The organism is Paenibacillus endophyticus, from assembly GCF_014192395.1.
GTDB classification, from domain to species: domain Bacteria; phylum Bacillota; class Bacilli; order Paenibacillales; family Paenibacillaceae; genus Pristimantibacillus; species Pristimantibacillus endophyticus.
Genome location: NZ_JACHXW010000006.1, coordinates 19,477 through 38,718, shown reverse-complemented (window position 1 = coordinate 38,718; position 19,242 = coordinate 19,477). Strand labels below are relative to the sequence as shown.

Genomic DNA, 19,242 nt, shown 5'->3' with positions numbered 1-19,242 from the left:
CCCCCGCTTGCGTGAAGTAACATAAAGAGTGAACCTAGTCCTGACATCATCGATCCGACCTCATGCCGAAAGGAGCTGAAAGCTATGGCCTTCAGACGTTTGTTTCCGTCCCGTTCTCTCTTTGTTACCAGCCTGCTGTTCTTTATATGTATCATTGTTTTGTTTTCACTGTTTAATGGCGTTAGCTTTTTTTTCTTTAAAACAAAGCTGGAGGAAGAAATAATCGCATCAAACCGCATGCTGCTGCAGCATTCGGCAGAGCGTTACGCCAATCATTTCTCCAGATTGCAATCCTTGCTTTACAGCAAGTATAAGGAGGTAGACGTTCAAAGCTTCAACCGTCAAATTCGTTTGTTCGGAGAAGCGGGAACCGATTATTTGACCGCCAAAAAAATCTCATCGCAGCTTCGTAACGAAGCGAATGATCCGCTTTTCTATTTGGAGAGCCTGATCCTCCACTTTGGCGGCAACGCCTTCGCGATTGATCAGGAAGGCAGCAGCAGTGCGGAGGATATGTTGGGCAGAGCCTATCAAAGCTCGATTTATACGTATACATACTGGCAAAATCAGCTTCTCACGGACAACACGCTCACCCTCTTGCCCGCTGTGCGCTATAACCGCTCTGTCGAGCTGCCTCAAGGCAGCACGTTGATGCCGTATGTCTATAAGACGCTGGGAAGCCAATACCAGATCATCGCCATGCTGGATATGGAGAAAACGCTGCAGGCTTTGTTTGGCGATGCGCGCAGCAGGGCTTTTGCTATAACAAGCAAGGACGGACTGCTGCTCTATAGCTCGGATGCAGAACTAGATGCAGGCTCGATTCCTGCATTTGGCGAGGGAGAAAGCCATACGCTGATAAACAGGCAATATTGGTTTCGGACAAGCGATTCCAGCGGGCTGCACTATTTCACACGCGTTCCTTCCCAAGCGATTACCTCGCAGCTCAGTGAGTGGAACTTCACTGCCGCAATCGTTCTTGCCCTAATGCTGATCGTCGGGATCGCCGCATCCATTCTGTTCAGCAAGCGGCTGGAGCTGCCAGTCAAGCAGCTAGTTGATGTTTTTTCTAACAGGCGTCAGGATAAGCAGCCTAGCCCTATCGAGGAATATGCTTTTATAGATCGGAATATTAAAGAGCTGTTGAAGGAACGCGAGGAAGTTCAAGCCAAAATGGCCAAACAGCGTACGCTGTTAACCAACTTCGGTTATATGAGCCAATTGAAAAACATCAATGAGGATATCGTGGAGCTGGAGCAGCTTTTGGCGATGAATGAATCCTATACGGTTGTGCTTTACGAGCTGCGCTTCCGAGGCTCTATGCTCAGCGTGCTCAACTTAAGGCCCGAGAATGCAACACTAGCCATCCGTGAACATATTCGGCATATCGCGCAAGAGCATTGCCCATCCTCCCACACGTTTCAAATGGAGAAAAATTATATATTGACGGTTATTAAAGAGAGCAGAGGCGTGGAAATCGAGGCCATGCTGGAGAAGATGAAGGGGATGCTGGATCAATGCAAACATTATTGCTTGGTAACGATTGCAGTCAGTGCGAGATTCGAGCATCCTTCCCAACTCGGTTATGCTTATGAGCAGGTTCAAATGCTGTCGAAGCAAGCGAAATTGCTTGATGAGACGCAGCTTATTCAGGAACCGAGAGAACTGCCCGATCCACCTCGGTTATCGCTGTTGCAGGAGCAAGAGCTCATCACAGCGATACAAGGCGGTCAAGGGGTTGCTGCGTTCATGCTGATCGACAGCATATTGGAAGACATGTACACAGCCGGAGCTGCTGCCCTGCACTATGATGCTTTTTCTTCACTCGTCTTCGAGAAGGTAGCTGCTTCGCTTGGAGCCATGCAATTGGATGCGAGCCAGTCTTGGGCCATCAAGCCGCTCCATTACAAGCTTGCCGCATGCTGTACGCTCTCAGATTATAAGGAAGTGCTCAGCCGCCTTCTCGAAGCTGCTGCTGTGCTAATGATTGAGAATAGGGCCGACACCTTCGATCCCATCGCGGCTAGAGTGATGGAAATTATAGAGAAGCAATTCGCGGAGGAGCTTTCTCTTGATTATTTGGCCCATACGCTGAACATGTCGAGCGCGTATTTATCCGCTTATATTAAAGAGAAGACGGGTACCAACTTCAGCGAGCATCTCAACAGCTTGAGAGTATCCAAGGCGAAGGAGCTGCTCACAGGCACGACCTTAAATATTAATGATATTAGCCGCCAAGTCGGCTATCACAACGTTACGTCGTTCAATCGCATGTTCAAGAAAGGAACAGGCGTTGCCCCTAGCGAATTCCGCAAGCAATCCGTACTGGAGCGGAAAATCGGCTAATCCGTGATCCGCAGGGTTTCGTGTACGGTATACGCATCCAGCGCGGCATGCAGCTCCTTGGTCACTCGCTCGCGCAGCTCATCAGGCCATATCACCCTCATGCGCGAGCCGTAGCTTAGGATGATTTCCTCCGCAGATTGTTCCCCTTGGAATTGTACATGCGCGGATAGCCAGCCTGCCGGCTCTCCGGCAAGGCTTGTTTCCGTTATGGTGACATACCGTTCCTTGGCAAGCCGCGCAAGCACAGACGGATCGCTTAGAGCAATAACAGCGGGATACTTAGGCAAGCTTTGCTTGAACGCGCCGATCGATTGCTCCCAATAGCCAGCGAGATCAAAGCCCTCCGGGCGCTCGAAGCGCTCCTCGAGCATTTCGGCGCCGTGCAGCTTAGAGATGCGGTACGTTTTTCTCTCCCCGGCTGCCTCTCCAACGACATACCAAATATTCCGCTTGGCAACCAGCCCAAGCGGGCGGATCGTACGCTCAGTGACGCCCTCTCCACGCTGATAACGAATATGCAGCAGCCGCTCTTCCCATACCGCTTCCTGAACAAGCGGCAGGAACGGCTGCGATTCCTCAAGCTGATGCCAGCCTGCTCCGTCGATATGGATTTTCTGTCTAACTAACGCCGCTCCTCTGCTCACGGCATCGGGAGCAGCGGCCAGCAGCTTCTGCACCGCCGCTTCATACTGCTGTGATATGCCGAGATCGCCCAGCAGCGACGTTGAACTGGCAACAAGCACGGAGATAAGCTCATCCGGATGCATCCCGGTCAACTGAGTCCGGTAGCCGCCGTCCAGCACCCAGCCTCCATGCAAGCCCCGCTCCGCATAAACCGGTACGCCCGCCTCACATAATGATTCCATATCGCGGATAATCGTCCGTTCGGACACCTCCAGCCTCTCGGCCAGCGCCTTCGAGGTCAGCTTGCCGTTATTTTGCATGAGCAGCACGATTGCGATCAGCCTTCCCGCGCGCATAGCGCTTCCCCCTTTTAAACCAGCCCGTGCAGCATGGCTCATTCTATTATTTTTTATTGTAGCATGAATATATGACAGTAGCTGTCGTATATCGTTTGCTAAACTAGCGAAGAGTAAACAAATGAAAAGGGATAGGAGCGATTAACATGAAACCATTGCAAGGGAAAGTAGCGATTGTTGCCGGTGCGACGCGCGGAGCAGGCCGGGGCATTGCAGCAGGTCTGGGCGAAGCGGGAGCCACCGTGTATTGCACAGGCAGGAGCATTCGAGGACAGGCATCGGACTTGAACCGGGCAGAGACGATCGAGGAAACCGCCGAGCTTGTAACGGCAAAGGGCGGGATTGGCATACACGTTCAAGTCGATCATTCTGTTGAAGCGGAAGTAAAGGCTCTATTCGAGCGGATAGATCAAGAGCAGAATGGACGGCTCGACATTCTAATCAACAATATTTGGGGCGGCGAGAAATTAACAGAATGGAATACGCCGTTCTGGGAACATTCGCTGAGTAAAGGTCTGCTCATGCAGGAGCGTGCAGTGAAGACCCATCTCATTACGAGCCATTACGGAGCACCTCTGCTGGTGAAAAGAAAGAGCGGCTTAATCATAGAAATAACGGATGGAATTGACTACCGTTACCGCGGCAGCTTATTCTACAGCTTGGCCAAAATTTCGCCTATCCATTTGGCGACAGCGATGGCGGCCGACCTGAAGCCTCATGGTGTCGCTGCGGTAGCTGTAACGCCAGGCTTCCTCCGTTCTGAAGAGATGCTGGAGCACTTTGAGGTTGAAGAAGCCAATTGGATGGATGCCGTGACCGGCGGCAAGCCGGACGCCGAGCACTTCAGCCAATCCGAAACGCCTTTTTTCGTCGGACGCGGCGTCGCCGCGCTTGCAGCGCAAAAAGACCTCATAGAGAGGTCCGGACAAGTTTTCTCAAGCTGGCAGCTGTCCGACGAATTCGGCATCATCGATGTCGACGGCAGACAGCCGCACTGGGGAAATTATGCAAAGCAGCATGGCTTCCTGTAAACTTGCGCTAACCGTTAACGACCTCTCCGCCATTAATATGCAGGAATTGTCCGGTCATATAGCTTGAATCATCACAAGCCAAGTAGACATAGGCAGCCGCTAGCTCATGCGGCTGTCCCGGCCTTTTCATCGGCGTATCGGAGCCGAATTCCGCCACGGCCTGATCATCGAACGTCGCGGGAATAAGCGGCGTCCAGATCGGGCCGGGAGCGACTCCGTTAACCCGGATGCCTTGCCCGGCTACGTTGACGGACAGCGCACGCGTAAAGGAAACGATGGCTCCCTTCGTTGCCGAATAGTCGATCAGCGTTGGATTGCCGCGATACGCGGTGATCGAGGCCGTGTTGATGATCGAGCTCGAAGCCTTCAGATGCGGAAGCGCCACGATTGTTAAGTAGAACATGCTGAATACGTTCGTACGGAAGGTGGCCACCAGCTGCTCGGAGGTAATGTCCTCCAGCTTCTGCTGCACATGCTGCTCCGCTGCATTGTTGACGAGAATATCCAGCTTGCCGAACTCGCTGATGGTCTGCTCAATCACGCTCTTGCAGAACGCTTCATCTCCAACGTCGCCGGCGATCAGCAGGCATTTCACGCCAGCCTTCTCGACGACTTCCTTCGTTTTCTCGGCATCACCATGCTCATTCAAATACACGATGGCAACGTCGGCTCCCTCTTTCGCGTACGCGACCGCTACAGCACGGCCGATACCGCTGTCTCCTCCTGTAATGATTGCCGTTTTCCCTTTAAGCTTGCCTGCCGCTTTATAGGATTCGGATTCATACACGGGAAGCGGATTCATTTCGGATTCGATACCGGGTTGGCGGTTTTGGTGCTGGGGCGGATTCACTTGGCTCTTCGATGCAGGATTAGGCATAACTGATCAGCTCCTTATATTTTTTCCGTAAAAGATTTCGTCCATTTCGGTTTTCAGTCTTTGCGTAATTTCCTCTTGCTCCTTCTTGGTCAAGGAGTCCTTCGTATAACCGAACAAATAATTGTTCAGATCGAACTGCTTCAGCTTGCATTTCGTATGAAAAACATTTTCTTGATAAATATTAACGTCAATCATGTCATACAAAAGGCATTCTTCCTTCGGTATGTAGTTCTGAATCGAATTGATATCATGGTCTATAAACAGCTTATGCCCATTAATGTCGCGCGTGAAGCCGCGCACCCGGTAGTCAAGCGTCATAATGTCCGTGTCGAAGGAATGGATCAAATAGTTCAGCGCTTTAAGCGGTGAAATCTCTCCGCAGGTCGATACATCAATATCAGCCCGGAAGGTGCTTATACCTTCGTTTGGATGATACTCCGGGTACGTATGGACCGTTATATGGCTTTTATCCAAATGCATGACAACTGAATCAGGCAGCGGCCCAGGCGATTCCTCGAACGACTCATTCGGCCCGCCGATGACAGGCCCCTCGGAGACCAGCAAGGTCACGCTCGCGCCCTGCGGCTCATAGTCTTGCTTGGCAATGTTAAGGACATGCGCTCCAATAATATCGGACACCGTATTCAATATTTTGGTCAGGCGATCCGAGTTGTATTGTTCGTCAATATAGGCGATATAAGCCTTGCGTTCTTCCTTCGTTCTTGTATAACAGACATCATACATATTAAAGCTGAGTGACTTCGTTAAGTTATTGAAGCCATGCAGTTGTATTCGCTGCTCCGGCGTTAGTTTCAAGCGAACATTCCCCCCTTTTCAATAACTACTATTTCCTTTTACCCAAAGACCGATGCGGCCAAACGGTTTTTTGCAATAAAAAAAGCATTTCACAGCCGGCTAATGCCTGGCGCGAAATGCTTTTCTACTGTTCTTACTGCAGTTTTTTTAATTCCTTGATTCGTGCAATCGGATCGCCGACATAGATTTGCGTCTGGGGCATGATGCCGTCGCGCTGCTTGATCGCCAAATGATGAAGGGCTTGAACGAGCTCGCTCGACTCCTTTTCTTTCATCTGGAACTGTACGCCATATTCATAAATGTCGCTCTCCGGCTCGTTGTACCACACAATATAACCGTACAATACGTAGTCCTGATTGCCAATCTGGCTCTTGAACATCAAGAGTATGTCGCTATTGACGGGAAGCTTGACCCCTACCATAAACTTGAGGCCGCCCGGTCCGATATTGCTGACAAGCACCTCCGTGCTTCCAAGCCTCACGTTTCTTCCCTTGAACATCGTAATCGTCATTTCTGCCAATAGGCAGTGGTTTAGTTCAATCCGGAAATACTTTCTGCGATTAACCTCCGGCTGTTTTTTTTCCTGTACCGCGGCTGGCTGCAGCAGCGTCCTGTTTTTTAACAGCTGCACGATGCTATCCGGCTCTACGGGGCGACTAAAGTAAAAGCCTTGAATCTCATCGCAGCGCATCTGCCGCAAGCACTCGAACTGCGCTTTGTTTTCTACGCCTTCCGCTACCACCTGCATGTTCAGCTCCCCTGCGAGCCGAATGATGCATTCGATAATGCTTTTATTATGTGATCCGGTCAGCATTTCTTCAACGAACGACCTGTCGATTTTGATCGTATGGAGCGCCAAGCGCTTCAACAAATAAAGAGACGAGTAGCCTGTTCCGAAATCGTCAAGCGACACCTTTATGTTTCTTTTCCTCAGCTCAAGCAGCAGATCCGTCACGACCTTCTCATTGCTAATAAATGAGCTCTCCGTAATTTCAATCTCCAGCCTATCCGGCGACAGGCCGGATTCCTTGACAATCTGGTCGATTGTTTGCAAGATATTGTGCCTCAGCAGCTGTTGCACGGAGAAGTTAACTGACACCGTTATCGGCGGAAGGCCCATCCGCTGCCAACGTTTATTCTGCATGCACGCCTCGCGCAGCACCCACTCCCCAATCGGTACGATTAACCCTGTCTCCTCGGCAATGGGAATAAATTCAGCCGGCGACACTAAGCCCCAATCCGGGTGGTTCCATCGCAGCAACGCCTCAACCCCGACGATCTGCATCGATTGCGCATGAACGCGGGGCATGTAATCCAGGAACAGCTCCCCCTTGTCCAGCGCTTTGCGCAAATCATTGCTAAGCGAGAATAGCTTGAAGGATTGGACATTCAAAGAGGAGGAGTAAAACTGCGACTGATCCCTCCCGCGGGATTTGGCAAAATAAAGCGCAGCGTCCGCGTTTTTCATTAAGTCTTCCACGGAGGAGCCGTCAAATGGCGATTGGCTGATGCCAATGCTTGCGGTAACGTTGAGCTCATAGTTCTCAACGAAAAAAGGCTCCTTGATGAGTTGAATTACTTGGTCAGCTTTATTCGATAAATCAACCTGCTGCTTTACATTTGAAATAATTAACGCGAACTCATCACCGCCGAGCCGGAAAGCTTCATGCTCTCCTCCGCTTATTCGGCTTAGCCTCATTGCGATTTGCTTAAGCAATGAATCGCCAATCGAATGCCCCAGCGTATCGTTCACATATTTAAAGCGATCCAGATCGATGAGCATGATCGCCAGCTTTTGCTTGAAATATTCGCTTACCCGGAGCTGCTTGTCCAGCTGCTCCTCGAATTTCCGGCGATTCGGCAGCTCTGTCAAATAGTCATGATAAGCTAAGAAATGGTTCAGCTCTTCCGCCTTGTTCCGATCCGTGACGTCCAGGACGATGCCGACGACCGCTTTCTCCTCCGAGTGGGACACGCGGTTATAATGCACCTCGCAGTCTATAACGGCTCCGTCCTTCTTTAGCGCCCGGTGCCGAAAGTTTGCAATGGATTGTCCTTCAGCAAGCTGCATGACTCTGCTGATCACAGATTCACGCTCATCCGGATGGATCACCTTTTCCACTTCAAGGCCGACTAAAGTGTCGTATCCCAGCATCTGGTTCAGCTGTTCGTTCGCATATGCAAAGCTATCCTCATGCGCAACGAAGATGCCTACAATGGACTGCTCCAGTATACTCTGATACTTAAGCTCTGCGTCTGACAACGATCTTTCAATTACTTTTTTTTGCGTAATATCCTTAGCTATCCCATAAATGCCGATCAGCTCTCCGTCGACGATTATCGGGATATTCGTCACATTTACCTCGATTAATTCACCTTTTTCGGTTATACCGGTTGTATCGTAGTTTTGGGGAGTAAGCGTTCTCATCGTTTCCTCGAAATGCCAGATCGTCTTCTCCAGACTGCTCTCTTCCACGAAACGATGGAATCCCCCCTGCAGAACCTCTGCTCTCGAGCAGTTGAACATGAGCTCCAGGGCTCCGTTGCAGGACAGGAACTGTCCCTTTAAATCAAATGAAAATATCGCATCCGGATTGTTATCGAATATAGACTTATAATACTGCTTCTCCACGTTCAGCTCATGCTGCAACTTCTTATTATCAGTTACATCCTGAATGGTTCCTACTGTTAATTTAAGGTCATGGTCTTTATCCCATATAAATGAAAGCGTCTCAATAATATATCGCACCTCGCCGCTTGGGCGAATGATGCGGTACTCTTGAACGCTCTCTGTCTTTGCATCAAACGCTTCATAAAGGGTTCGTTCAGCGCGCTCACGGTCCTCCGGATACACCCGCTTAAAAAGGTCTTCCTGCGTCATTGAAATTTCGCTATCCAACCCGTATATGTCAAACATATAGCTCGACCATGATGCCAGTTTGCTGGCATGGTCGTACTCCCAGTATCCTAGATTCGCTGCTTTTTGAACGGCATCAAAGCTGCTGCTGCTATTAAATCGTTTGATAGTAAATTCCATAGCTAAATATCCCTTCCTATGTATAACGTTTGCGGTAACCTGATGTGCAGGAAGAGGATTTATTCATATAATCGCTATTCCCTTTGGCAACCCAGCCACCTTTGGACATTTCCTTTAGGTCTGTTGGCTTTGCGTCATTGCCTTTCAGCAACTTTGCTATTATCTAGGACTTTCTACTTATATGATTATTTCATACAATTCTGATATATACCATATCAAATAGGCATAAATATTTATGATTCCATAAGTTGAAACGGCTATAGCCGTCCTTTGGAGGCACGGCGCGTTTCATTCCGAGAAATATAGAGAATGTACAGCTTAAGGATTACTTTCCTATATTTTAAAAAAACCTCCCTTGATAGGGAGGTTCTCGCTTTATAGACGCGGATCGATTTCCTTTTCTTTCGCTACCTCGAACAAGAGATTGGCGACTGCAGCCCGGTACGGCTCATTGTCTGGTGCGATGTCTGAGAAGGAAACAGCCAGCATGCGCTGCCCGAGCCGGTATTCATTCAAAGAAGTGCGAAGCTTCATCGCAATGTTTTTCTGTTTAATCAGCTTGCTGTATTTATGAGGGAAGCGATAATCGTAGCCATAGATGATCGACATATAGTCCTTATTGCGTACCTTCATATAAGGGACCGTATAAGGGATTGGGAGCTCCGGCTTAATGACGACGCCTTCCATATGATTCTCAACCGTCAGCGTGCGGAAATATTGGTCGGCCCGCTCGTAGCTGCCTGGATCATCCAGCGTAATCGAAATGTATGGATCATCCGAAAGAAAACGGTACATCTCTGAGACAGGCCAGTCCGGCAGCGACTCGCTGCCGTCTGCATGGACGATTTTGAGCAATGCAAACGGTTTGTATTCAAGCTCGCCTATCTCCGCATACAGCTCCAGCTGTATCTTGTAAGTCTCATGGGCGCTAAGATGCTCGTCAAGCGGAACATGCTTCTCCATAATCTCATGAACATGCTTGTAATTCTGATAGACGTGCAGCCCGTACTTCTCATTCAGCGCCGCTTTGGAGAGATGGTGCTGATCCTTCTCGAAGCCGCTTTCTTTGTAGTCGGAAGCCAGCTTTGTGAACGCTTCCTCAAACCCATTCTCCTTTAAGAAGGAAAGCTCGGTCTCAAGCGCTTTCTCAATCGGTTTGAATTGCTTCATGATGAGCCCTTCGCCGAGCGCTTGCCAAGGCAGCAGTTCACCGTCCAGCAGCAGCAGCGTGATCTCGTTCTCCATCATATACTTTCGGAATCGCTCAAGCAGCTTGCCATATACCGCCGCCAAGTCCAGCTTGCTTATTTTGTAGCCATTTCGGCTCACTGCAAAGCATTGCTCTATATCCTCATGCAGATAAATATTGCAGCGTGATCCCATATATTTCGGCTGCAGAACAACTTCTTTGGCACCCCGCTCCTTGAAATAATCCAAGCCCTTGCGCAGCGACTCGAGCTCCTGCGCGGCTTCATCCTTGTCGGCCGGCGCCATGGTTCCGGATATAAAGTTGATTTTGTTGCCGGAGCAATAGGTCAGCCTGCGAACCTCCTCCTCGCCGAGCTCGTGCAGAGAAACTTTGCGGTCTTCCTTAAAGAGCGTCGGCAGCTCTTCCGTCATACTGGAATGGACCGATTTCTGCGATTTGAAATAAGGCTTACCAGCAAACGTAACCGATGTAAGCAGGTTCCCGTGCACCGCTCCGGAATCGATGTGGATTTTGTTTTTTAACCGGAACGTATTTTTGGCTGCGATATGTCCAAATACATGATAAGGCTGGTTAGCCGCCGCGTCACGCTTCAGGAAATGAAGCTGCTCCTCAAGCGGCGCAGAACGGTCGATTCGGAAATTCCGCTGATGCCTGACGGAGTTCGTATCCAGCTTCCCAATGTATTTGTTCTCGCATGGCGCATGCGTAACATAGTAGGACGGGCCGTTTATGCCAATCATTCGATAAAAGGGCTGCGACAGCGCTGCAAGCTCATTAAAGCGAGCGAGCAGCTGTTCATCAGCCTTCAGCACCTCGGTAGAGTCGAAGTACGCATGCAGCAGCTCCTCCTCGACTCCCTTTATTTCGCCACGCATATACTTATATACAAAATTCTCATGGTTGCCCAGTACGAACAGAAACCGTTCTTTGTTCACATATAGGAAATCAATGATTTCCTTCGTTTGGTTCCCTTTGTCAATCCAGTCGCCGACCAGCAGTATTTTCGTTCCGCCTGCTCTGCCCGTTTCAATTAAATGGTCCCCGTCATATTGAAATCCGTAGCTTATAAGCAGCGCCTTCAGCTCATCCACGCATTCGTGGACATCGCCTACGATAATCGTTTTTTGATCAAGCGGGAGAATCGTGGACAAATAGTCATCTGTATCCTCGACTACAACCTTATACTCCGCATTCGCAGTGCCTTCGCCTGGAAGAAAGAAGTCCTTGGCGCGAACCTTATGAATTTTGGCGTACTTCTCCCGTGACAGCGAACCGAGCACCTCCTTGCGCAGACGGTTGATATGGCTCGTTATCAGCTTCTTCGAGCGGTCCGAGGCATAATAATCATCCCGCTTCCGGTAGTCGAATAGAATAACCTCCAGATTGTAGTTGTTATCCTTTGCAACTTCCCTTACTCTGGCACGGAAATCCTCCGCCAATCCCGTCGTATCGACCACAACAAATTCCGCGTTGATCGGAAAGCTCGTCACGAGGCGCAGCTTCTCGAACAGCAGCTTAAAGGCTTGGTCGCTCGCCTCAAGCATCACTTGATCGTATTTATCGTAATCCGCGCCCAGCAGCTCCTGACGCAAGCTGTCCGAGGAAATATATTGCACATTGGCGTTCACGCCTTTATGCTCATCGCGGAACCGCAATTGCGGTATCAGTACTTCTTTCGCGAACGTCGTTTTACCGCATTCCGTTGAGCCAATCATCATAAATATCGTATGAATTCTCGTTCTTATTTCCATCTCAGCTAGTCCCTCCTTCTTTCCAGTATCGCACCCTGCGTCGTTTGCACGCCGTTCACACCATCCCCGATTGCGATAAATTGGCAATCCACATTCTGTCCTTTAACCGCATCGATCAGCCACGCTTGGAACGCTGGACGGCCAAGCTCCCATTTATGGTCATCATGCCGGAAGTCGCTTAGCTCGTAATAAGCGTTGAATTCAGCATTCGGAGTCGTCAGTACGAAACGGTCAAAGTCAACGCCCTCGCAAATTTGGCGAATGAGCGCTCCGGCTTCATCCAAGCTCATATGCTCAATGACCTCGGTTAGAACCACGTCCACCTGCTCGCCGTTATACGCCTCAAGAAAGCGGTCGAAAGACGGGAACGTGACAATGTTGTCCAGCTCCTTTGCCTTTGCTTTGCGCTGAACGATCTCGAGCAGCGGCTCTTCAATGTCGATGGCGTAATAGCTGGCCTCCGTCTTCGCCGCAAACGGAATGGCATAGAAGCCTTCGCCGCAGCCGACGTCGAGAATCGACTTATTGAACGGGAGCACGCTTCCGATATAGCTTCTCCGCTGCTGCGCTGTCCCGCCGAAAGCTAGCTGTATCGCATAGCGGTCCGTTTTTTCAAGCTCGGCTTTGTACTTCTTGAACCGATCCCGCGATGCCAAGAAATGACGGGCAAACAAGCTGCGAATATAAAAAGGCGCATCGATAATTTGAATGCTTTTCACATATTTGACGAGAATATCATCGGAAATATCGATAAACTCCTCGCTGAACATCGATAGGAACAAGCAAAGGACGCTGACGACATGCATCAGCTCATAGAGCGGCCTGCTGGTCTTAACCGTTAGCGAGTAGCTTTTGCTTGCCAGGTGCACCGCTTCAAACGAATAGTCCGGCAAATGCCGCTCAAAAAAATCAATATAGCGAAGCATCTGAATATGAATCATATTGATATGGAACATATGCTCATACTGCTCTGTATCGCTCGTATGCTGTGCCTTAAGCGGCGACGCAAAAAACTCATTGATCGCTCCAAGTACGAATAGCGGCGTATTATATCTGGACACATTGAGGTATTCGAATTGATCCTCTTTATGCTGCTTGTAAGATACGTCATTGTCAGCGTCCTTGAAATATACGTTGAAGGTTGCTTCGTCCGTATACCAGCCGTATGCCATTCCTTTGCGAACGGCGCGAAGCAGCATGCCGGAATGCGGATTCTTTCGAATGACGAACGAAAAGTTCGGATTCGTTGATTTCAATTGCACGATTGCCATTTTGACCTTCCCCTTGCCTATAAAATAAAATAACGGCCTTAATCATTAACGCCATACCTCGTCTAATGCGCTGCGGAACAAATGATCGAGCTGCTCGTCTCGCGCTCCTTCGCCTTGCTTCAGCTGCGGCGCGAATTGTTCGTAATAGCCGATGCGTTCCTCCAAATAAGCATTGATCGGATGCAGGCGCGGCTCATAATCAAGCTCCTCGCCAGCCTTTTTGCGACGCAATAGCTGCTCGACCGTGAACCACAGCTCGCTTCCTCTCGGAATAAGCGCCTGGGCCAATTCGTCGAACGCGATAGGCGGCATCGATTGATAGGTTTCGATCCAGCCGCAGGCTAGAATGGGCCGCAGCACATAAAAATATTTCTTGATCTTAACTTGCTCGCCCTGCAGGTACTCTCTATAGTTGCCCTTCGCCATATTAAGGTAATGATATAAACATGACTTTGGCGAAAACGTCAGCGGCGAGATGCCTCGCAGCTGCTCCGCAACCGTATATTTCGTGTAATAAGGAATCGGTGATTGCAGCCATTCCATGAGTGGAGGGTTCGATTTGCGGAACAAGTTCAGCGCCTTTCTGAGGTCCCAGCCACTGATATCCAGCATGTCGTTGATCGGCCGCTCAATTACGTCTCTTTTATCAAAAATCGATAAATACCATTCGATCGGTCTTACATAAATAAACCGGACATCATAATCGCTGTCCTTGGATGGAAAGCCCCATGCTCTGCTGCCAGATTCGCAGGCATATAAGATTCGGACCTGCTCCTTCTGCTCTATGCTGCCCAGCTCCAGCAGGATCTCGCTATGTATGCTCGTCATAAGTATTGCTCCTTTCATTATGCTAAGATGATGAAGCGCCTGACGGCGTCCTTCAATAGACGCCATTGTTTCGGCGAAACGTATAGAGAAAGGATGTTCAATCTCATATCCTTTCCTATACGTCACGGTGAAACGGCTATCGCCTTCTTTGGCGGAGCGGCACGCTTCATTCCGGGAAATATAGAAAACTTATAGTCTAAGCCTAAGGCTATACCTTCCTCGATTCCAAAAAAAGACCATGGACGCATTCGTCCATGGTCTTAAGGCAAGGATAGGCAGCGCCGCAGCTCTTCGCGCTGCATGCGCATGCCCTCCCATCATTTAAGATCGCGGGTTCGGCGGGTAGGGCTATGTTCTTGTGCTGCAATGTTATTGCTTAATTCCTGACTCTCGTTGAATAACCGCTCACTTAGATGTTGATTTAGCATTCTCCCCGCACCCCCTATTTTCCTTTATTTTACTTTCCTTTTACGGCTGCGAGCGGTCTGCACTTCGCAACGACCCGCGCAAGTCCGGCGCCTACCACGCTCTCAATAATTTGATCAACATCCTTATACGCCTGCGGCGATTCATCCACAAGCGACTCCATCGAGCGCTGATTCACCACGATTTCATCCTCCGTCCCTACCCGCATCGCAGCCGCTACCTCTTCTACCGATACTAGCTGCTTCGTGGCGTTTCGAGAACGAATGCGTCCCGCTCCGTGGCAGATCGAGTAATGATTCGCTTTCCCCTCCGGGCTGCCGACCATAATGTAGGAGGATGTTCCCATCGAGCCTGGTATAAGCGCGGGATGCCCGGTTGCCCGGTACGCCTCCGGATTGTCCGGATGGCCGGCGGGCAGCGCTCTAGTCGCCCCTTTGCGGTGTACGAAATACGATCGTTCATCCATCTGCTCTTCCCAAGCATAATTATGCATAAGATCATACAGCGTGCGCAGCTCGAACTTCGGTCCGAATATATCCTTGCCTGCCTCGCGAACCGCATAAGCAATCAAGTGACGGTTCACTACCGCATAATTCAATGCGGAGTACATGAGATTCACGTACGTTTGCCCGAGCGGATGGGAGAGCGGCGCATAGAGCAGCTTGGGATCAGCGGTGCCGATCCCCTCTTGCCGCATCATTTTGGCAATATCGGTACCGCAGTATTGGCTGACCGCGCCCCCCCAGGCGCGGGAGCCGGAATGAATCATAATGACGACTTGGCCGTCGTACAATCCCCAAGCCTCGGCGATCTCCCGATTCTCCTCCGCGATCTCGATCGCTTGGATTTCGACGAAATGATTGCCGCCGCCGAGCGTACCCAGCTGTCGATGCGCGCGGTGCCAGACCATCTCCGGGAATATATCCAGCACATCCTCGTCGAAATCGAATCTGCTGCTCTCCACATGGGTCAGCGACGTCGCTTTGCGCGGCGTGTACGCATCCGGGATATATTTCTTCGGCAAGCCGTGCAGCCCCTTTTTGACGACATGCTCCAGCCTTATATCCGAGAAGTGGCCTCTGGCATGCTCCTCGACAGGCAAATGCTTCTCGATCGCCCGAACCAGCTTCCGACGCAGCTTAACCTCCTTCAGATCATCCTTGTGCAGGCTCGTGAGCTGCACCCGCATCCCGCACCCAATATCGCTGCCGACGATGGAAGGGGATACGAAGCCGTCGCTCGCATTCCATACCGCTGTCGTGCCAATGCAGGTTCCAATGCCGACATGAACGTCCGGCGTGTAGCTCATATACACCTGATTCGGAATTTGCAAATTGTTGTTCGCCATTTCAAATACTTTATAGTCTAAGGACGCGAATAGCTCGGGTCCTGCATATACGTGTACCTGCCCCGATGGCAGCTGTACGTTTTGGTAATAGGTTTCTTTCATAAACGATTAATCTCCTCAATAATCAAATGAACACAAAAAAGCCATGGACCTGTAATGTCCATGGCTTTACTTGCGCCTTCGCTTCCTAAATGCCGCAGCATGCAGCAGATTTGAAAACAGGCATAGGCCCCGCAGAGGCCGATGCAATGGACTTGCGATATGAAGCTGTGTTTTGTTCTGAAATGCTTTGTTCTAGACTGCTTAATTCTAAATTGTATGGTTCTAGTTGGAATGGGAACATTGTCATCGGCCTCCTTTCATTTGATTTACATCATAATATTCCCAATACCCGGCATGTGTCAATCCTTTTTGTGAAAATAGGATTGGCCTCCGATCGAGACTACATATTCTCCTTCACCGAGGGAGCTTAATTTATGGTAAAATATACCTGAATTAAAAAGGAGCGTGAATCCAATTAACCCTATTCTAAACAAGGTGAGTGCTATCTTTGTTGTAGTCAGCGATATTCATAAGGCGAGAGAATGGTATTGCGGCATACTCGGACTAGAGCCTGTATTCGAAATTATTGCAGGGCATTTATGCTGCATACCACTGAATAACGATGGGCAAAACCTCGTATTGGACAGTAAAATCTATACGGACGACACCTTTGCAAGAACGCCGATGTTCCATTTCAATACCGAGGATATTCAAGCAGCATTTCAATTCATGAAGGACAAAGGGGTTGAGCTGGCATCCGACATTGAGCATGGCCACTATTTTAATTTTAAAGACCCTGACGGAAACATGCTTATGGTCTGCAAATGTTAATTTCGCACTTTTGAGCTTTCTGCAATTGAGCTTTCTGCAATTGAGCTTTCTGCAATAAGCAAACAGCGACAGCCCCCGGCTTCTTTCATGCCCTTGGCTGTCGCTGTTTTCATTGCCCTTTTCTTTCAATTGCCTAACTCTATTTTATAAATGAGCCAATAAGTTCGCGCGTACCTCGGCCAGCGTCAAATCCTGAACCAGCTTCCCGTCCTCGAATACAACCTCGAGCTGATCCTCCGCTTTGCGCGCTTCATATTCCGCTACGCTTAAGTTATCGGTGAACGCAAGCTTCCCGTCCTGCTCGGTAACCAGCACTAGTCCCGTTTGCGATTTTTTCACGCCGTTATCGGTTTTAGGGTCCTTATAAATTTTGCGTTCTTCGCCTTCAACGATCGTGAATGTCGATTTCAAAGCAAAGCCGAAGGTGTCGCGGGTGTTGTATTGGTACGTGAACGATCCGATGCCGAATACCATATTCGTCGAGGCGAAGCCTTTGGCAGCCAGCCTCTCGCAGATCTCTCTGCAGCGCGAGATCGTAATCGCATCGCCATAGATAGCTCCGATGTGGCTGTCAAGCTGCTTGTAGCCTTTCTCCGTAACGGTTCCGCCAAAAATATCCCATAAAATCTCGATGACGCCTTTGCGCTCGAACTCGCTTTCCCCGTTCGGATCGCCGCAAATGATGTTAACCGGGTCTCCGCTGTCCGGACGGATGACCACCTTGCCGTCCCTGCTCATAATATCATCCTTCAGGCCGCGGATAACGACGTCCAGCACCGTCCATAAATCCCAAGTGTCCGATACGATCGAGACAAAGCCGTTTGGATACACCTCTTTGATCAAATAGCGGTACGACGCCATCTCGTCACGTCCATGCGCGCACATGACGCTGTGCTCCGTCGCCGGAATCGAGGTGCCTACCAATTCGTTCTCAATGTTAGCATTATAATAGTTTTCCAAATAAATAATAGCCGGAATCGTATCGGTGCCCGTGAACGATAAGAGATGCCCTGCGCTGCTGCCAAGCGCCGATTCGAGCGCCCCCATGCCCCGCATCGAGAAATCATGTCCTTGGAAGGGTACGCCCGTACTGTCCCCGTTTGTCTGAAGCGCATAAGCCTCCAATATTTTGCGGTATTCGAAAGCAAGCGTCGCACTGGTAGCCGGCATCCACAATTGGCATGACATCAGCGTTTCCAGATAGTTCGTCAGCCAGAAGAAAGCAGGGTTCGTGTTCTCGATCGTCAGCATCGGAACTCTTACGGGCACTAATGTGCCTTCTTTGATCGCTTTGATTCGAATTGGCAAATAACCAAGATCATGCAGCTCCTCGATATGCGAGGCATCCGGGTTCGCTTCGCCAAGTGCGTATTGGATCAGCCGTTTGTATTCGGCGGCAACGTCTTCTTTGGCCCGGGCAAAGAAATTCTCATTGAAGTAGGCAATCAAATATTGCTTAATGAACGATTGGAAGCCGAAAGCGACGACCTCATTGATACCTTCCAACCGGCTTGTGCGCGCGGTCCAGGTCGAATAGACAAGCTCCGTTCCCTTTGGATACTGGTTTTTGTGGCTAACCTTGTAGAAGTCACATAGCAGCGTTGCTGGATAAACGAAAGTTTTAGTCATTTTATAGGCCTCCCATTTCGTATATGCGAATTTTTTCATGCCCGGCTTGACTGAGTATCGTATCGGTCGTGAATACTTTATCGATGAGATCCGATTCTAGTATTTTTCCTTTGTAAATCGAATTCTCGCAGTGTGCGACCAGCAAGTAGATATGCGATGCTCCAATCGCTTTCAGCTTCTCTGCGCTAAGCATGAAGGTACCGCCATACGAGCAAAGATCATCGACAATAATGGCTGTGAAACCCTTCCGCTCCACGTTGCCTACAACCTCGAGACTCGTGATCTGTCCCGTCTGGAAATCTCTCGCCTTGAAGCCTACCAGCTGCTTATACCCCTCTACCTTGCTGTACCGCTTCTGAGCCCCCGCATCCGGGAAGAACAGATAGTCCTGCCCGGCATCAAAGCCTACCTCAGCCGCCACCTGCTCCAGCAGTTGAATCGTCGGATATTTGCCGATGCTGCGGTCAATAAGCGCAAGCGTCACATCCGAATGCGGCTCGATCACCGTAACCGATTCAAAGTTCAATTGATTGATGAAGGCAGCCGTATATTTCAGCGTGAAGGCAGAGGTCCCCTCTATGCGATCCATCCGGCTGTAAGGCATATAATAGATCGTAAGCGTACATCTGACTCTTCGGTCATCGAGGTAGCTTTTGACAAACATCAGCTTAATGAGATCGCCGTCGTCCTCGTACTTCCACACGATCGTATTGAATTCCGCCATATGCATTAAAATTTCATCGCCGTTAATCAATGTCTCCCCGTTCGGGAATTGCTTTAGACCTAGCTCCACTCCATTAAACTTCAGCATGCCTTCAC

At 49.8% G+C, this 19,242-nt stretch carries 13 protein-coding genes and 1 riboswitch; of the genes, 3 read left to right on the top strand and 10 right to left on the bottom strand.

All coding sequences use genetic code 11. The features are described from left to right. Positions 1-84 precede the first annotated feature (84 nt). Positions 85-2,346 (top strand): helix-turn-helix domain-containing protein, encoded by a 2,262-nt coding sequence (locus FHS16_RS11765; RefSeq protein ID WP_183562224.1) that lies wholly within the window; start codon positions 85-87, stop codon positions 2,344-2,346. Here the strand turns inward: FHS16_RS11765 and FHS16_RS11760 are convergent. Continuing rightward, positions 2,343-3,326: a helix-turn-helix transcriptional regulator gene (locus tag FHS16_RS11760; RefSeq protein WP_183562222.1), complete on the bottom strand. Its 984-nt coding sequence runs from the start codon at positions 3,324-3,326 to the stop codon at positions 2,343-2,345. The two genes, FHS16_RS11765 and FHS16_RS11760, sit on opposite strands and share 4 nt — an antisense overlap. Before the next feature lie 146 nt (positions 3,327-3,472). On the opposite strand from FHS16_RS11760, the gene FHS16_RS11755 reads away from it, so the two are divergent. After that, positions 3,473-4,357, top strand: coding sequence for an SDR family oxidoreductase (locus tag FHS16_RS11755; RefSeq protein ID WP_183562219.1), 885 nt, complete (start codon positions 3,473-3,475; stop codon positions 4,355-4,357). Between the two features lie 7 nt (positions 4,358-4,364). Here the strand turns inward: FHS16_RS11755 and FHS16_RS11750 are convergent, their stop codons facing one another. From FHS16_RS11750 to FHS16_RS11720, 7 genes are all read right to left on the bottom strand, one after another. Next, a complete protein-coding gene (locus tag FHS16_RS11750; RefSeq protein ID WP_183562217.1) occupies positions 4,365-5,234 on the bottom strand; it encodes an SDR family oxidoreductase in 870 nt (289 codons plus the stop codon). 6 nt (positions 5,235-5,240) lie between these two features. Further along, positions 5,241-6,050: an adenosylmethionine decarboxylase gene (gene speD, locus FHS16_RS11745; RefSeq protein ID WP_183562215.1), complete on the bottom strand. Its 810-nt coding sequence runs from the start codon at positions 6,048-6,050 to the stop codon at positions 5,241-5,243. A 133-nt stretch (positions 6,051-6,183) separates the two neighbouring features. Beyond that, complete coding sequence (locus tag FHS16_RS11740) at positions 6,184-9,087, bottom strand: EAL domain-containing protein (protein ID WP_183562213.1); 2,904 nt, start codon at positions 9,085-9,087, stop codon at positions 6,184-6,186. Between the two features lie 82 nt (positions 9,088-9,169). Continuing rightward, a riboswitch (cyclic di-GMP riboswitch) is annotated at positions 9,170-9,255 on the bottom strand. 207 nt (positions 9,256-9,462) lie between these two features. After that, complete coding sequence (locus FHS16_RS11735; RefSeq protein WP_183562211.1) at positions 9,463-12,048, bottom strand: metallophosphoesterase; 2,586 nt, start codon at positions 12,046-12,048, stop codon at positions 9,463-9,465. Between the two features lie 5 nt (positions 12,049-12,053). Further along, positions 12,054-13,319 carry a class I SAM-dependent methyltransferase gene (locus tag FHS16_RS11730; protein WP_183562209.1) on the bottom strand — a complete coding sequence of 422 codons (1,266 nt, stop codon included), beginning with the start codon at positions 13,317-13,319 and terminating at the stop codon, positions 12,054-12,056. A 45-nt stretch (positions 13,320-13,364) separates the two neighbouring features. Next, positions 13,365-14,147 carry a nucleotidyltransferase domain-containing protein gene (locus FHS16_RS11725; protein WP_183562207.1) on the bottom strand — a complete coding sequence of 261 codons (783 nt, stop codon included), beginning with the start codon at positions 14,145-14,147 and terminating at the stop codon, positions 13,365-13,367. 457 nt (positions 14,148-14,604) lie between these two features. Then, entirely contained in the window at positions 14,605-16,023 is a 1,419-nt protein-coding gene (locus FHS16_RS11720) for an RtcB family protein (protein WP_183562205.1), read from the bottom strand. A 414-nt stretch (positions 16,024-16,437) separates the two neighbouring features. On the opposite strand from FHS16_RS11720, the gene FHS16_RS11715 reads away from it, so the two are divergent. Beyond that, a complete protein-coding gene (locus FHS16_RS11715) occupies positions 16,438-16,794 on the top strand; it encodes a VOC family protein (RefSeq protein ID WP_183562697.1) in 357 nt (118 codons plus the stop codon). Positions 16,795-16,938: 144 nt separating this feature from the next. Here FHS16_RS11715 and FHS16_RS11710 read toward each other — a convergent pair whose 3' ends face one another. After that, positions 16,939-18,423 (bottom strand): nicotinate phosphoribosyltransferase, encoded by a 1,485-nt coding sequence (locus tag FHS16_RS11710; protein ID WP_183562203.1) that lies wholly within the window; start codon positions 18,421-18,423, stop codon positions 16,939-16,941. 1 nt (position 18,424) lies between these two features. Then, positions 18,425-19,234 (bottom strand): phosphoribosyltransferase family protein, encoded by an 810-nt coding sequence (locus tag FHS16_RS11705; RefSeq protein ID WP_183562201.1) that lies wholly within the window; start codon positions 19,232-19,234, stop codon positions 18,425-18,427. Positions 19,235-19,242: the final 8 nt, after the last annotated feature.

Excerpts from the sequence above, each read along its gene's own strand:
- FHS16_RS11725 (WP_183562207.1), bottom strand. The coding sequence starts at position 14,147 with ATGACGAGCATACATAGCGAGATCCTGCTGGAGCTGGGCAGCATAGAG.
- FHS16_RS11730 (WP_183562209.1), bottom strand. The coding sequence starts at position 13,319 with ATGGCAATCGTGCAATTGAAATCAACGAATCCGAACTTTTCGTTCGTC.
- FHS16_RS11735 (WP_183562211.1), bottom strand. The coding sequence starts at position 12,048 with ATGGAAATAAGAACGAGAATTCATACGATATTTATGATGATTGGCTCA.
- FHS16_RS11720 (WP_183562205.1), bottom strand. The coding sequence starts at position 16,023 with ATGAAAGAAACCTATTACCAAAACGTACAGCTGCCATCGGGGCAGGTA.
- FHS16_RS11765 (WP_183562224.1), top strand. The coding sequence starts at position 85 with ATGGCCTTCAGACGTTTGTTTCCGTCCCGTTCTCTCTTTGTTACCAGC.
- FHS16_RS11710 (WP_183562203.1), bottom strand. The coding sequence starts at position 18,423 with ATGACTAAAACTTTCGTTTATCCAGCAACGCTGCTATGTGACTTCTAC.
- FHS16_RS11755 (WP_183562219.1), top strand. The coding sequence starts at position 3,473 with ATGAAACCATTGCAAGGGAAAGTAGCGATTGTTGCCGGTGCGACGCGC.
- FHS16_RS11740 (WP_183562213.1), bottom strand. The coding sequence starts at position 9,087 with ATGGAATTTACTATCAAACGATTTAATAGCAGCAGCAGCTTTGATGCC.
- FHS16_RS11760 (WP_183562222.1), bottom strand. The coding sequence starts at position 3,326 with ATGCGCGCGGGAAGGCTGATCGCAATCGTGCTGCTCATGCAAAATAAC.
- FHS16_RS11750 (WP_183562217.1), bottom strand. The coding sequence starts at position 5,234 with ATGCCTAATCCTGCATCGAAGAGCCAAGTGAATCCGCCCCAGCACCAA.
- FHS16_RS11705 (WP_183562201.1), bottom strand. The coding sequence starts at position 19,234 with ATGCTGAAGTTTAATGGAGTGGAGCTAGGTCTAAAGCAATTCCCGAAC.